Genomic DNA, 15,053 nt, shown 5'->3' with positions numbered 1-15,053 from the left:
TTCCCTTTTCCCAAATCCGCTCTTCCCTCTCTTCATCAAAATACTTTTTCAGCAAACCCTAATTCTGATTTTCCTAGTTTTTCCATTTATTCAGCAAACCCTAAATATTTAACTCATGGGTCTAATTAATTCATCTGGGTCTAAAATAAATATAGTTTTTTGTTGATCTTCTTCTTCCATAACAGTAACATGAGAAGCAATTTTTAACGTATCAGCACGGCGATAAGAAAGAGGTAATTCTCTAATGGTATCTAAGGATATATCATAAAGTTCAGGGGTGCTTTTAATCAAGATACCAAAGGTTTCTCCTTCACTATTAATAGCTAAGAGTAAATATTTTTTGTCTTCGGAAGTCAAAATTTGAGGAGTGTTAAACAATCTTTTGTGTAAATCGATAACGGTAATTTCTTTTCCATCAATATTTACTAACCCATAATAATTTAATCCACTGCCAAAAATAGTTGTATAGTTGACGACCTTTTGTACTGTATCGATATGTAAGGCAACGTTAAGATTCCCGATCGAAAATATCAACAATTTGACTTTTTGAATGTTAGTTTTTGATGATTGAGCAGGTAAGTTGGCAGTATTCATTATAAGGGGAACATTATTAATTATTCATCATTAATTATTCATTATATAGCCTTGTATGAGAAAATCTCGATCGAACTGAGTAATTTGAGTATCCTGTAATTGTATAGCCTCATTCATGGTGTTGATACCTAAATCACCAATAGGATTAAACCCTTCTCCGCCGATAATTTTCGGGGCAATAAAGGCATAGACTTTTTGAATCATTCCTAGTTTAATGCACTCAGAAGCCAAGTTTCCACCGCATTCCCACAAAACTGCATTCATGCCTCGTTGATAAAGATTCTCCATGACGAAAACAGGAGTAAGATTGATGGTTTCGATAATTTCTACTCCCTGAGTTAATAAATGATGTTTGAGGAGAGAATCAGGTTGAGGCAAGGTAAAAATAAGAGTGTTGGCTTCCTTTACATCCCACAACTGACGATCGAATGGTAAACTAAAGGTTTTTGTCATCACCACTCGTGTCGGATTTTTGTCACTGACACCATGACTTGTTAATTGAGGGTTATCTTGCCTGACGGTGTTACCCCCAACAATGACGGCATCGCAAATACTGCGCAAATGATGGACAAAATTTCGGGATGTGGGATTGGTAATCCATTGACTATGCCCTGTTGTCGTGGCGATTTTGCCGTCTAAAGTCATGGCATATTTAAAGATACCAAAGGGGCGTTGATATTTGACTCGATGAATGAAAGCCTCGTTAAGTTTTAAACAAGCCTCCTCCTCTACTCCAATTTTGACATCTATTCCTGCTTCTAACAGTCTTTTTACGCCACTACCTGAAACACGGCTATCGGGATCGATCGAACCTATTACCACTTTTTTGACTTTGGCGTTAATTAAGGCTTCGGTACAAGGAGGAGTGCGTCCATGATGGTTACAGGGTTCTAAATTGACATATACAGTGGCATTTTCTGCCCTTGATCCTGCCTGTTGTAATGCAAATACTTCAGCGTGAGGTTGTCCTGCTTGGGGATGAAAACCCTCCCCGATGATTTTACCATCTTTCACCACGATCGAACCTACCATTGGATTGGGTGAGGTTTTGCCTTGTGCTTTTTTGGCTAACTCAAGACATTTTAACATCATAGTTCGATCGAAATCTTCGTAGGGAGAGGATGAAAAGGGCATAATGGGAAAGATTCTAATTATTTTCTAAGTCTATTTTATATGTTAACCAGTCTGCAAAATCCCCTTGTTAAGCAAATTCGTAAGTTACATAAAACTCAGGAAAGGCATCGAGAAAATTTACATTTATTAGAAGGTACAAATTTATTAGAAGTTGCTAGTAAGGTTAATTATCCTCTGATAACGGTATTAACTACCCAGTTATGGCAGAAAAAAAATTACTCTCTTTGGCAAACTTTACAAACTCAAGCGCAAAGGTTAGAGACGGTTTCGGGTGACGTGATGAAAAATTTGGCGACGACGGTTAATCCCGATGGAGTTATTGCTACGGCTTCCCGTAATGCTCGATCGAGTTCACCTCCTGATAATCTTAAATTAGGGTTAGTGTTCGATCGAATTCAAGACCCCGGCAATTTAGGTACTATAATTCGTACTAGCGTGGCGATGAATGTGGATTTTATCTGGTTAAGTGATGATAGTGTGGACTTAGATAACCCGAAGGTGATGCGATCGTCCGTAGGAGAATGGTTTAAGATTCAAGCTAAAGTCGAAAAAGATTTAGTATCCTTAGTGAAAAAATATCAATCCCAAGGTTATCAAATAGTAGCAACATCTTTGGAGGGAAATAAAACCCATTGGGAAATAGATTTTACGAAACCGACTATTTTATTATTAGGTAACGAGGCGCAGGGTTTATCTTCAGCATTGGCTAGTTTAGCAACAGAAAACGTCAAAATTCCCCTTGCTAACGATGTGGAATCCTTAAATGTGGCTATGGCAACAGGGTTTTTATTAGCAGAATATCAAAGGCAACAAACAAGTGAAAAGTAATGAAATATTTGTGTTAATAATAAAAATCAATTATACTCAGTGAGTCCAGAAGTGACTCTCAAACCTTACCTGATAGCAAGTTAAGACAAGGGCTTACGCCCTTACTAAAATCTATATTCTTATAAATCGATGCCTTCAATGTATTTAGCTACGGTCTGAACATCTTTGTCACCTCGCCCAGAACAATTAATCACAATACGAGGGCTACCTTCAATATTAGGACAGAGTTTTTCTAAATAAGCAAAAGCATGGGCGGTTTCTAAGGCGGGAATAATACCCTCTAACTTAGAGACTAACTGAAAAGCCTTTAAAGCCTCCTCATCGGTGACGCTGTAATACTCTCCTCTACCTTCATCTTTTAAGTAACTATGTTCTGGTCCTACCCCCGGATAATCTAACCCTGCGCTGATAGAATGGGCTTCGGTTACTTGCCCTTGGGTATCCTGAAGTAAATAGCTCATAGCACCGTGTAAAACCCCCGGTTTGCCTTGGGTTAGGGTTGCTGCGTGTTTCCCTGATGCAATACCACTTCCTTCAGCTTCCACTCCAATTAAACGCACGGAAGTATCCCCCACAAATTCATAGAATAAGCCCATAGCATTTGAGCCTCCGCCGACACAGGCGAGTAAAATATCAGGTAAACCGCCCCATTTTTCTAAACATTGGCTACGGGTTTCTTTGCCGATGACTCCATGAAAATCTCTCACCATCATGGGATAAGGATGAGGTCCTGCCACCGAACCTAAGATATAATGAGTAGTCTCAACATTTGTTACCCAATCTCGGATGGCTTCCGATGTCGCATCTTTGAGAGTTCCTGTTCCTGCGGATACTGGCTCTACTTTTGCCCCTAGAAGTCTCATTCTAAAGACGTTTAATTTTTGGCGTTCCATGTCTTCTACGCCCATATATATTACACAATCTAAGCCAAAACGGGCGCATACTGTAGCCGTTGCAACTCCATGTTGTCCTGCTCCTGTTTCGGCAATAATGCGTTTTTTGCCCATGCGCACGGCGAGTAAAACTTGCCCTAAAGCGTTGTTGATTTTGTGGGCGCCTGTGTGGTTTAAGTCTTCTCGTTTGAGGTAAATTTGAGCGCCTGTGCCGTCTGGTTTTGCGTAATGTTGGGTTAGTCTTTCGGCAAAATAAAGGGGATTTGCTCTACCTACATAGTCTTTTAGTAGTTGATTTAATTCGTTTTGAAAGTCTCGATCGAGCTTATATTTATTATAGGCAGTTTCTAATTCACTGAGCGCTGGCATGAGGGTTTCGGGTACATATTTTCCACCGTATTTGCCAAAACGTCCAAAGTTATCAGGTACTTGAGTAAATTTATTATTATTTTTAATGGGTGTAACAGTCACAATTTTTCGAGCTTTATTAAAGTTAATCCTATAGCAATCCTAAATCATTTTGTCAAAAAATAGTGATGCCGTGAATAGGAAATAATGTTACTGCCTTGCAATAAATTGACAAGGCTAATAGCTTAAATCTGCTAAAGCGATTATTATTATAAACGTGATCGAGATTGCTTCGTGCCTCGCAATGACATCGAGATTGCTTCGTGCCTCGTAATGACAAAGAGAATAAAAAATTGCTTAATAACTTTGCCGTTGCTTTTCTTAATTCTGCATTCTTCATTCTCAATTCTTAATTCTTACTCCATTCGATCGAACTGACATTATAATATTTGCTAAGTTGTTCATAAAGTAAAGGATGATAAACCTGTAAAAGTCTTGGTTTAAGGAAAAAGCCTTCCGTTACCACCGCAAAAAACTCCGCAGGATTAACCGCACCATAGGCATCAATTACCGTTGATTGCTTATTTTTCACCGCCTGACAATGGTTATAATATTCCTGTGCGAAAATTTCACCCCAGATGATGCTTTCCTGTAAATTGCCTAGTCGTGGCATTCCCGTAGCGTTGCCAAATTCTTGATCTAATTGATGGGCAAATTCATGTATAATCACATTCTCTCCCTTAGAAGGATATTGAGATTGTTTTGCTACTTCTGTCCAAGATAAATAGATTACACCATCGTGTCCGCTTTTGTTACCAACAGAAGATAAACCCAGTAAAACCACAGGATTTTCAGGGGAGTTTTTGTTTTCTAAAATTATATCAGGGTAAACATAGATATATTTGAGATAGGGAAAATAATTGCGTTTATGGTGGGTATCTCCTAACAATAATATACAGGCTTGGGATGCGATCGATAATTTAACATCAAGGGTAATAGTAAAACCATTTTTACCGATAAACTGTTTTTCAGCTAAAAATATTTTAATATGTTCTTGTAAATCTAATTTTAATTGAGATGGTAAAATGCGATATAAATAAATATTACTTTCTAAAAAATTATGCCAATCGAGAGGAAAACTAGCTTTTTTGAGAGATTTTCGTCTTTTTTTGACTTGGAAAGGAATTATTACATAATAGGTGAAAGTGAAAATAATAATCAACAAAATTAATAAAATATTTGTCATATATTATTGATTAATTCTTAATAAAAACTCAATAAAGTACATAAATTCTAAAAAATTACGGCTTTTTTATAGTCGCTATGACAAATTAATAAACAACAAGTCTAATACCGACAACCTCATGCTTAACAGTTTTTTGTGACATAATTTATTCTACTCAAAGCAGAAGAAACAAAATTACCTCATCTATTCGCAATGATACCAATAAATGTTTTGAGATTGCTTAATATCTTCTCCATGACAAAATGACTTGTCGCTTTTGCCTTTCTGATTTTTTCCCTGAAAAATTTGATCTCGATCGAGCATGATTTTAAGGTAAAATGTAAGATTGCTCACTAAATTAAAATTTTATATCGAGGTAACGTATAATGGCTCAAATGTATTATGATAATGATGCCAATTTAGATTTATTTAAAAATAAAACAGTAGCAATTATCGGTTATGGTTCTCAAGGTCACGCCCATGCCTTAAACTTAAAAGAAAGTGGTGTTAATGTGATTGTCGGACTTTATGAAGGAAGCAAATCCAAATCCAGTGCCGAATCTGCTGGATTAAAAGTTCATACCGTTGCTGAGGCTTGTTCTCTTGCAGATTGGATTATGATATTATTACCTGATGAAGTGCAACGCACAGTGTATGAAAATGAGATTGCACCCTATTTAACCAAAGGAAAAGTATTATCTTTTGCTCATGGCTTCAATATTCATTTTGGGCAAATCGTGCCTCCTGCCGATGTTGATGTAGTAATGATAGCACCTAAAGGACCCGGTCATCTAGTGAGACGTACATACGAACAAGGACAAGGTGTACCTGCTCTATTTGCTGTTTATCAAGACGCTACAGGTAATGCTCGTAATTTAGCTATGGCTTACGCCAAAGGCATTGGTGGTACTCGTGCAGGTATCCTCGAAACCAGTTTTAGAGAAGAAACAGAAACCGATTTATTTGGTGAACAAGCTGTATTATGTGGCGGTTTATCGGAATTAATCAAAGCAGGTTTTGAAACATTAGTTTCCGCAGGTTATCAACCAGAAATTGCTTATTTTGAGTGTCTCCACGAAGTTAAATTAATCGTTGACTTAATTGTAGAAGGTGGATTAGCCAAAATGCGCAATAGTATTTCTAATACTGCTGAATATGGTGATTATACCAGAGGACCTAGAATTGTTACTGATGACACCCGTGCGGAAATGAAGAAAATCCTTAGTGAAATTCAATCTGGACAATTTGCGAGAGAATTTGTGTTAGAAAATCAGGCTGGAAAACCCGGTTTTACTGCCATGCGTCGTCGTGAAGCCGAACAAACTATCGAAGAAGTGGGCAAAGATTTACGCGCGATGTTTAGCTGGATGAAAAAATAGTTACCAGATATTCTGTCGGTTGGGTGGCGGAAACAAAACCCAACATTAACTTTATAACAAAAAAATTTTTTAGCCCTTAACTTAATATTGTCATTGCGAGGTAACGAAGCAATCTTTTTAAAGCAATAAGTTGATTATCAACATAAGTTTATTACAAATAATCAGGAGGAGATAATGAAACAATTACTAATTTTGTTAATTAATTTTTATCGTCGCTTCATTTCTCCGTTATTTCCTCCTAGTTGTCGATTTGTGCCTACTTGCTCTCAATATGCCTTAACAGCGATCGAGCGTCATGGTACAGTCAAAGGAAGTTATTTAAGTGTTTGTCGTATTTGTCGTTGTCATCCTTTCCATAAGGGCGGTTATGATCCTGTACCCTCATTGTCCGATGATTTAATCTCTAGGTTCGATCGAGATTAAGATACGGGCAAGATGCCCGTTTTAGATATTTTTCTACTCTTCGGTATCTTCTTCATCGCTAGGGTAAACAAAACTATTCGATTTACCACTTAAGACGGATTTACCTAATGCTAAGGCTTTTTGTGCTTGGGTTTGTGCTTTTTTAATCCAATGAGCGCGACGTTGATTGCGTTTAGATTTAGATGTTTTCTTCTTAGGTACTGCCATGAACTTTTACTATAATAATTTAATTATTGGACAATTTTACTATTTTAACCTGATTCGATCGATGCTGACAATAGCACAATCTAAATATACTTAGTAAGGATATACTTTGCTTTTGGTTAAGATAAGTAAAAAGCATAATGTTTTAAAAACCACTTTTGTTACATTAACGAATATAAATTTATGAATTTTCCATTTTGTCAATAAATTTCTCATAAGAACCAATTTGAGCAAAATTTATTTCATATTCTAAATCATCTATTTTATCAATTCTTACTGAGTCAATTCCAATTATTTGTAATTTATCATAAATCAACAATTCTCCTTCTTTAAGTTTCAATACTTTTCTTAAAATCCATTGTCCTAATTCTTTATTTGAATAAGACATTAAGGCTTTATTATTATCTTGACAAACTTTAGATTTCATAATTTCTCCTGATGGTAATTTTAAATTAAAAGGGGTATCTCTATCAGGAAAAAAGTTAGGTGATAATTGATAAATTTTACTAGGAATAGGAATATAAACTTCATTTATGTCTCTCATTCTTCCTTGTGCATTCCATTGATTTAATCCACTTCTCTCAAATACAGTTTTGTTTCTACCATATAAAGGTAAATACACAGTTTCCTTAATTTTATTTTGACTACTAATTAATAATTGATTTTGAGATAATAGTCTCAATAAATCATCTAATGGATCTGCTAAAATATCTATATCAAATTCATATATGATTGATTGAGTAACAAATCGTTTCGTTAAAGTACTTTTTGACAACAAAAATGAATACTCATGTCTTCCATCTTCAAAAATAATAGAACTATTGTTATTTTTAATAAAACTAATATTGGCTATATCAATTCTATCGAGAGATTCTTCAAAAATTTTAAATTTGCCAACTTCTCTTAAAATGCAATGATAAATAGAAGATAAAACACCATGATTATTTTCTGTAAAATCGATTCTGGCATTTCTTAATTCTGATATTTTTATAATCAAATCAAAAGGTGATAGATTTTGATATAAATATCTATCATTATTAAATTCTGCTATTTTTTGAAAAGTTTTATTATTGCCCGATAAATAAGTCTTTAATCCAATACCTAAATTATTTTTTTTAGCATCAATAGAAACATCACTTCTGGATAAATCTTCAGTCTCAAAAGCACGACAAAAAACTTTTTCTGCCATCCTATAATATAGATAAGGAATATTAGAATCAGAACATAAATTAGATAAACTACCTAGCATTTTTAGATAGTTTTCGTACATTTGTCTTTGTTCAATACTTTGTTGATTAAAAAACATATTATTAATTATTTGTTAGTGCTAATCTTATATTATGAGCTATTCGTGAAATAACAGGAATTGAAACAGAATTTCCTATTTGTTTATAGAGTTGTGAATCAGGTATAATCGGAAATTGATAATCTTTTGGAAAACCTTGAAAGTTGGCACATTCTCTCGGTGTTAATTTTCTAATACCTTGATTATCTAATATAATTGGCACATTATGTCCTCCAGTACCCATATTAGCTGTTAAAGTTGGACAAACATTATTTTTATTTTCTCTGACATAGATTCTCCGCCACTGATAAATAGTATTTTGACTAATAACTTCTTGTTTTAGTTTTTCAAATAAAGGCTTTCCATTATAATAATATTTATTGTCAATATTATTTGTAACTAAACAGTCATGGATAGTTTTTTTTAAAGGAATTTTATCTGGGAAATTAAACCGATTAAAAAAATCTTGATTTAAAAAACCTACTATATAAATTCTTTCTCTATTTTGAGATAAATTACCATATTCAATGGTATTTAAAACTGCATCTTTTACTTTGTAGCCTATTGTTTCTAATTGTTCATATATAAAAGCCAATGTATTTCCTTTATTATGAGTTTTTAAATTTTTAACATTTTCTAAAAAAAATGCTTGTGGTTTTTTCTCTTTTAATATTCTAATAATCTCAAAAAATAAATCTCCTCGTCCTTTATCTTCAAAGCCTTTTTGGTACCCTGCTATTGAAAATGGTTGACAAGGAAAACCAGCCGTTAGTAAATCAAAATCAGGTAAATCAGTAGAAGGAATATTAACAATATCTTCTAAAAAAAGACTATTAGTGCCATTTTTATAAAAGTTATAATCAAACGTTATCTTGCAATATTTATCAATATCATTAGAAAATACACATTCAAAATGTTCAGATTCAAAGGCTATTTTTATTCCTCCTATTCCAGCAAACAAATCAATAAATTTAATAGAATTAGACATAGTAAAATTTACTCTTTTATTTTCTCATACAATCTATAATAATAGAAATCATATTAGTATAACAACTGATTTGTATAAGCTCAAAAGTATATAAGTTTTTTAGAACTTTTAGAATGATTAGTAAAAATTAGGAGTATTTTTTATAATATATTAATTTGATTTTTGCTAAAATTCTCATGGAGAAGTTTCAGTTTTAAATTCCAACGTAGTAGAAGCATCATCAGATTTAGAAGATTTTTTAGCACGAAAACTCGCTTTTATTTTAGCTAAAACTTTCTCTTGATCAATGGGTTTTCCTAAAAAACCATTCGCCCCTACCAGTTTACTTCTAACTCGATCGACCATACCATCATTACTGGTTAAAATGATAATAGGAATGTCTTTTAATGCAGAAACTCGGCGAATTTGCGAACAAATCTCATAGCCATTAACAATAGGCATGATTAAGTCTAAAAAAATTAAATCTGGTTTTCTCTTAAGAATTTCTGGTAAGGCTTTTAAAGGGTTTTGAATGGAAAAATATTGATAACCCGCTTCTGTAACAATATGCTCCATAATTTGACAAACTTGGAGGCTATCATCAACACAGATGATTAATTGTTGATGGGTAGTGTTGGTTATTTTATAATCATGATTAGTCACTCCAATTAAGGTTATTTGTACCGATTTATCTTTAATTTCTACTAAAGAAATCAAATCTTGTTCAAGATAAGGTTTTAACCAAAGAGTTACTTTTAAAATTGTCAAATTTAATTTATCTGCTAATTCGGTTAAAGGAAACTTACCATTGAGTAAAGAGATTAATTTTCTATAGGTTTTTTCTTTACCTTTAAATTTTTGTTGCAACAATACTGGATTTTTTACTACGGGAGCAAAATTGGGACTAAACCTATTCAATCCAGCGTTTTCCCATTGTTGCCATTGAGATTCTACCGTATTTAATATAGTTTCTATTTTGAGCAGGGTAATAGATACTTTTAAGCCTGATTCTTCGGGGAAATTATCTTCTACCAAAATAAAATTATACTTAAGTTTTTCTTGATTTTCAGCTTGATAAATATCAAATAATATTTGTTTAATTTTTTCATTTATTAAACATAATGCCTGTTCTTTTGTGATTAAAAATCTTTGCAATAAAGAGACTATTAAATAATAATTCCAACACTCAAATTCTTTAGCTTTATTTATATCGATAAAATGATGATCTAAATGAGGACAATATTTATTTAATAATCTTTCCCATGCTCTATAAGGATGATAACCTCCATCAGCCCACATTAAGCGACTTAGACAAAAATATAATCGCCATTCTTTCCCTTTACTATTTTTGATGTCAATTCTACCCGTAAACTTTTTTCCTTGGAGGGATTGCAGTTTTTGTTTTAATACTCCTGAACTACTCATTGTTACCCCTTGATGTTCTCACTTAAGTATATCTTCTTTTCGTTGCTAACTATGGCATTTTATATAGAAAATTTAACGAAAAAAAATTCTGCTGATTTTCAGTTTACCCCTCAGTTTCCATAAAACCATAGCTATACGATCGAATTTTAAAAGTTCTCTATTATAAAGCTAATAGATTCTCATTTCTTTAGTTCGATCGAAAATTGATATATTGATGACATTTTAGGATATGTGAGAATCAAAATAATTAATTTGTTGACTTTCTTAACAAAGATAAGAGGCAAGAGGAGGGTATTCCATCGAGATTTAGATAAAATGTTCACAGTAATTCATTGTCACCAATTATGCAAGATAAAGAGTGTTGTGTAGTCAATGCCAAACAAATGCAGGAAATCGAAAACCGAATGTTTGCGCAAGGAATGCCTGTCGCAAGTTTGATGGAAAAAGCAGGTTTATTATTAACTCAAAAAATCAGTAAAGAATATCCTCTGAGTCAATATCAAAAAATAGGATTTTTCATCGGTTGCGGTCATAATGGAGGAGATGGTTTAGTTATTGCTAGGGAATTGTGGTTAAGGGGTTACGAAGTCAAGTTATACACTCCCCTAGCTGACAAATCAAAGGATTTAACGGCGCAACATTTAGATTATGCAGGGTTTTTGAATTTGCCTTTTGTCACCAGTATTGAAGAATTAGGAAACTGTGATGTTATCATTGATTGCTTGTTTGGTTTTGGTTTAAATCGTCACATTACCAACTCTTTAGCCAATGATGTCACTTTAATTAATCAGTGGGAAAAGCCTATAGTTAGTATCGATATTCCTTCGGGTATTCATACCGACACGGGAGAAGTGTTAGGGGTTGCGATTAAAGCTAATCTGACTTTATGCTTGGGATTGTGGAAGTTGGGTTTATTTCAGTCTCCTGCGTGGGAATATACGGGAAAGTTAGTCAAAATTGATATAGGTATCCCTAATGGCATAGTAACAGAAGTTATTAATCAATCTCCTGTGGTTAAGGTGATAACGAGGGAAAAAGTGAAAGAGGTTTTACCCTTGCCTCGCGCGGTGAATACCCATAAATATCGTCAAGGCAATGTATTGCTTATATGTGGCTCAAAACGCTATGGAGGTGCAAGTTTATTAGCAGGTTATGGCGCTAATACCAGTGGTGTGGGGATGTTAACCATGATTGTACCTGAATTTTTGCAACCGTTGATTAATAGTCACATTCCTTCGGCTTTGGTAATTGCTACTCCAGAAACAAACACAGGAGTTATGGATTTTTCTTCTTTACCATCTATCGATTTTACTAAGTATAGTTCGATCGTGCTGGGAATGGGTATAACAAGAGAAACAATACCTTGTTTTCCTGTCAAGGAAATTTTAGCGACTCCGAGGATATTAATTATCGATGCCGATGGTTTTAACTACTTAACAGAAGATAATCTAAAGATTTTATCACAACGTCAAGCCCCGACAATTTTAACACCCCATGAAGGAGAATTTAAACGTTTATTTCCTGACATTGACTTAAACAAAAATCGATTAGAAGGATTACAGGAAGCCTCCCATAGAATTAATAGTACTATTTTACTAAAAGGAGCAAAAACCATGATTAGTCATCAAGGTAAATATAATCGCATTATCAAAGAAGGCACACCAGCATTAGCGAGGGGAGGCAGTGGAGATGTGTTAAGTGGTTTCTTAGGAGGATTATTAGCGCAAACGGATTTAAGTAAACATTCCCTTGAGGATGTGGTTGCTTCGGGAGGATGGTTACATCAACAGGGAGGAATTTTAGCTTCTCAAGACTTAACCGAATTAGGGGTTGACGGAGTAAATTTAGCTTCTTATATATCTCGATACCTTAGTCAACTGTATAAAATTACCTAAAGTTTGCTGAATAACTCGGACGACTTTAATCCGAGAGTAGCGAAGGAATCTCAACCTCTTGATTTTTGGTACAAGTGCGTAACTTCTAAATCATTAAATGTAGGAAAAATTTATCTTAAATTAATTTAACCGCAGTTTATATCAATAAAAAATACTTTTCCCTATTCCCTCTTCCCTTTTCCCTACCTTTATCAAAAGACTATGAGGCAAACTCTACCTAATGAATCCCTCAAAAAGTCAAATTCTTTTAACTCAAAAAAGGAAAAATAAAAACAAAATTTTACAAAAAATAACAATGATCCGTTAGAATTAAGTCAACTATAAATAATTATTTACATTAAATTAGCAGATTTATGTCTCTCCCCATTCGCAATATTGCGATTATTGCCCACGTTGATCACGGCAAAACAACCTTAGTTGATGCACTATTAAAACAGTCTGGTATCTTCAGAGAAGGTGAAGAAGTGCCTACCTGTGTTATGGACTCTAATGATATTGAAAGAGAAAGAGGAATTACCATCCTTTCTAAGAATACAGCAGTACGTTATAAAGATACATTAATTAATATTGTTGATACCCCCGGACACGCCGATTTTGGCGGTGAAGTAGAACGAGTTTTAGGAATGGTTGACGGTTGTGTTTTGATCGTAGATGCTAACGAAGGACCTATGCCTCAAACCCGTTTTGTCCTCAAAAAAGCCCTCGAAAAAGGTTTACGTCCTATTGTCGTAGTTAACAAGATCGATCGACCCCGTTCCGAACCCGACAAAGCTGTGGACAAAGTATTTGACTTGTTTGTAGAGTTAGGTGCAGATGATGATCAATGTGACTTTACTACCCTTTACGCTTCAGGTATTAGCGGTTTTGCTAAAGAAAATCTGGACGATGAAAATGTGGACATGAAACCCTTATTTGAGGCGATTTTACACCATGTTCCACCCCCGGCAGGAGACCCCAATAAACCTTTACAGTTACAAGTAACCACTCTTGACTATTCCGAATATTTAGGACGTATTGTCATCGGTAAAATTCATAACGGTACAATTCAAGCAGGGCAACAAGCCGCTTTAATCAAAGAAGATGGTTCGCTGGTGAAAGCCCGTATCAGTAAACTACTAGGGTTCAATGGTTTACAAAGAGTAGAATTACAAGAAGCTAGTGCAGGTTATATCGTTGCGGTGGCTGGTTTTGCTGATGCGAATATTGGGGAAACTATCACTTGTCCTAGTGAACCTCAAGCGTTACCTTTAATTAAAGTGGACGAGCCTACTTTACGCATGACATTTTCTGTCAATAACTCTCCTTTTGCGGGGCAAGAAGGTAAATTTGTTACCTCTCGTCAAATCAGAGATCGTCTTGACAAAGAACTACAAACTAACGTAGCTTTAAGAGTTGAAGATGGTGATTCTGCGGATCAATTCGTAGTATCTGGACGTGGAGAATTGCATTTAGGTATCCTCATCGAAAATATGCGCCGTGAAGGATTTGAGTTTCAAGTATCTCAGCCTCAAGTAATTTATCGTCAAGTCAACGGGCAACCCTACGAACCTTTTGAATACCTCGTTTTAGACGTACCCGAAGAAGCACAAGGCTCTTGTATCGAGCGCTTAGGGCAACGTAAAGCCGAAATGCAGGATATGCAATCAGGCGGAAACGGACGTACTCAATTAGAATTTATCGTTCCAGCAAGGGGTTTAATTGGCTTCCGTGGTGACTTTATCCGTATCACCAAGGGGGAAGGGATTATGAACCATAGTTTCCATGAATATCGTCCTTTAGTAGGTGATTTAGAAACCCGTTACAACGGTGTATTAACTTCCTTTGAAGAAGGTGTTTCTACTTTCTACGCCATGAAAAACGCTGAAGACAGAGGTATTTTCTTTATCCATCCGGGTACAAAAGTCTATAAAGGCATGATTATTGGTGAAAGTAACCGCGCTCAGGATGTAGAAATTAACGTTTGTAAAACCAAGCAGTTAACCAACCATCGATCGGCAACTGGTGATGAACTTGTGCAACTACAAGCCCCTGTAGAAATGAGTCTTGAACGCGCATTAGAGTATATTGGTCCTGATGAATTAGTGGAAGTTACTCCCGAATCTATCCGTTTGCGCAAATTACCTAGCAAAAAATTAGCTAAACGCTAGAGAGTAAGAAGTAAGAAGTAAGAAGTAAGAAGTAAGAAGTAAGAAGTAAGAAGTAAGAAGTAAGAAGTAAGAAGTAAGAAGTAAGAAGTAAGAAGTGAGAAATAAAGAATGTAGGGGCTTAATATATTAAGCCCAACTTCATCAGAAAATAATCAATAGACATCTTAAAAAATACAGGCAAGACCTCAGTTCGAGATAAAAATTAGATTAAATCGATCGCTAAAAGCGGCGCTGTGCGATCGAATCATAAGAAGATTTGATTAAAAATTATGATAAATTGATTTTTTATAGCTATTTACTAAATTT

At 34.7% G+C, this 15,053-nt stretch carries 15 protein-coding genes; 5 read left to right on the top strand and 10 right to left on the bottom strand.

Features of this window, described 5'->3' with window-relative positions; all coding sequences use genetic code 11:
- Positions 1–108: 108 nt before the first annotated feature.
- Both ACN4EE_RS18680 and ribD read right to left on the bottom strand, forming a co-directional pair.
- Positions 109–594, bottom strand: coding sequence for a chemotaxis protein CheW (locus tag ACN4EE_RS18680; protein WP_431707996.1), 486 nt, complete (start codon positions 592–594; stop codon positions 109–111).
- 30 nt (positions 595–624) lie between these two features.
- Positions 625–1,728, bottom strand: a complete 1,104-nt coding sequence (ribD, locus tag ACN4EE_RS18675) for a bifunctional diaminohydroxyphosphoribosylaminopyrimidine deaminase/5-amino-6-(5-phosphoribosylamino)uracil reductase RibD (protein ID WP_431707995.1) — start codon at positions 1,726–1,728, stop codon at positions 625–627.
- 39 nt (positions 1,729–1,767) lie between these two features.
- Between ribD and ACN4EE_RS18670 the strand changes: the two genes are divergently transcribed.
- The gene (locus ACN4EE_RS18670) at positions 1,768–2,556 is read left to right on the top strand and encodes a TrmH family RNA methyltransferase (RefSeq protein WP_431707994.1); all 789 of its coding nucleotides are present in this window, start codon (positions 1,768–1,770) and stop codon (positions 2,554–2,556) included.
- A gap of 119 nt (positions 2,557–2,675) precedes the next feature.
- Here ACN4EE_RS18670 and trpB read toward each other — a convergent pair whose 3' ends face one another.
- The 4 genes from trpB to ACN4EE_RS18650 all read right to left on the bottom strand — a co-directional run bounded on the left by trpB (position 2,676) and on the right by ACN4EE_RS18650 (position 5,376).
- Entirely contained in the window at positions 2,676–3,920 is a 1,245-nt protein-coding gene (gene trpB, locus ACN4EE_RS18665) for a tryptophan synthase subunit beta (RefSeq protein WP_431707993.1), read from the bottom strand.
- 52 nt (positions 3,921–3,972) lie between these two features.
- On the bottom strand, positions 3,973–4,197 hold the full coding sequence (locus ACN4EE_RS18660; protein WP_431707992.1) for a hypothetical protein: 225 nt from the start codon (positions 4,195–4,197) through the stop codon (positions 3,973–3,975).
- Positions 4,198–4,206: 9 nt separating this feature from the next.
- Positions 4,207–5,043 carry a M90 family metallopeptidase gene (locus ACN4EE_RS18655; protein WP_431707991.1) on the bottom strand — a complete coding sequence of 279 codons (837 nt, stop codon included), beginning with the start codon at positions 5,041–5,043 and terminating at the stop codon, positions 4,207–4,209.
- A gap of 183 nt (positions 5,044–5,226) precedes the next feature.
- Positions 5,227–5,376 (bottom strand): hypothetical protein, encoded by a 150-nt coding sequence (locus ACN4EE_RS18650; RefSeq protein WP_431707990.1) that lies wholly within the window; start codon positions 5,374–5,376, stop codon positions 5,227–5,229.
- A 32-nt stretch (positions 5,377–5,408) separates the two neighbouring features.
- Between ACN4EE_RS18650 and ilvC the strand changes: the two genes are divergently transcribed.
- Positions 5,409–6,401, top strand: a complete 993-nt coding sequence (gene ilvC, locus ACN4EE_RS18645; protein ID WP_431707989.1) for a ketol-acid reductoisomerase — start codon at positions 5,409–5,411, stop codon at positions 6,399–6,401.
- 174 nt (positions 6,402–6,575) lie between these two features.
- Entirely contained in the window at positions 6,576–6,824 is a 249-nt protein-coding gene (gene yidD, locus ACN4EE_RS18640) for a membrane protein insertion efficiency factor YidD (RefSeq protein ID WP_431707988.1), read from the top strand.
- Positions 6,825–6,857: 33 nt separating this feature from the next.
- Here the strand turns inward: yidD and rpmF are convergent, their stop codons facing one another.
- The 4 genes from rpmF to ACN4EE_RS18620 form a co-directional block, all read right to left on the bottom strand.
- Positions 6,858–7,031, bottom strand: coding sequence for a 50S ribosomal protein L32 (gene rpmF, locus ACN4EE_RS18635; protein WP_431707987.1), 174 nt, complete (start codon positions 7,029–7,031; stop codon positions 6,858–6,860).
- Positions 7,032–7,209: 178 nt separating this feature from the next.
- Entirely contained in the window at positions 7,210–8,334 is a 1,125-nt protein-coding gene (locus ACN4EE_RS18630; protein WP_431707986.1) for a phospholipase D-like domain-containing protein, read from the bottom strand.
- 4 nt (positions 8,335–8,338) lie between these two features.
- Positions 8,339–9,301, bottom strand: a complete 963-nt coding sequence (dcm, locus tag ACN4EE_RS18625; RefSeq protein WP_431707985.1) for a DNA cytosine methyltransferase — start codon at positions 9,299–9,301, stop codon at positions 8,339–8,341.
- Between the two features lie 174 nt (positions 9,302–9,475).
- Complete coding sequence (locus ACN4EE_RS18620) at positions 9,476–10,705, bottom strand: response regulator (protein WP_431707984.1); 1,230 nt, start codon at positions 10,703–10,705, stop codon at positions 9,476–9,478.
- 344 nt (positions 10,706–11,049) lie between these two features.
- On the opposite strand from ACN4EE_RS18620, the gene ACN4EE_RS18615 reads away from it, so the two are divergent.
- Together ACN4EE_RS18615 and typA are read left to right on the top strand one after the other, a co-directional pair.
- A complete protein-coding gene (locus ACN4EE_RS18615; protein WP_431707983.1) occupies positions 11,050–12,600 on the top strand; it encodes an NAD(P)H-hydrate dehydratase in 1,551 nt (516 codons plus the stop codon).
- Positions 12,601–12,953: 353 nt separating this feature from the next.
- The gene (gene typA / locus ACN4EE_RS18610; protein WP_431707982.1) at positions 12,954–14,747 is read left to right on the top strand and encodes a translational GTPase TypA; all 1,794 of its coding nucleotides are present in this window, start codon (positions 12,954–12,956) and stop codon (positions 14,745–14,747) included.
- The last annotated feature ends 306 nt before the right edge of the window (positions 14,748–15,053 follow it).

Origin of the sequence: Geminocystis sp. CENA526 (genome assembly GCF_050753365.1) — a bacterium.
In the GTDB taxonomy this organism is placed as follows: Bacteria; Cyanobacteriota; Cyanobacteriia; order Cyanobacteriales; family Cyanobacteriaceae; genus Geminocystis.
The sequence above is the reverse complement of the archived record's forward strand: the minus strand, read 5'-3'. Positions and strand labels throughout refer to the sequence as shown.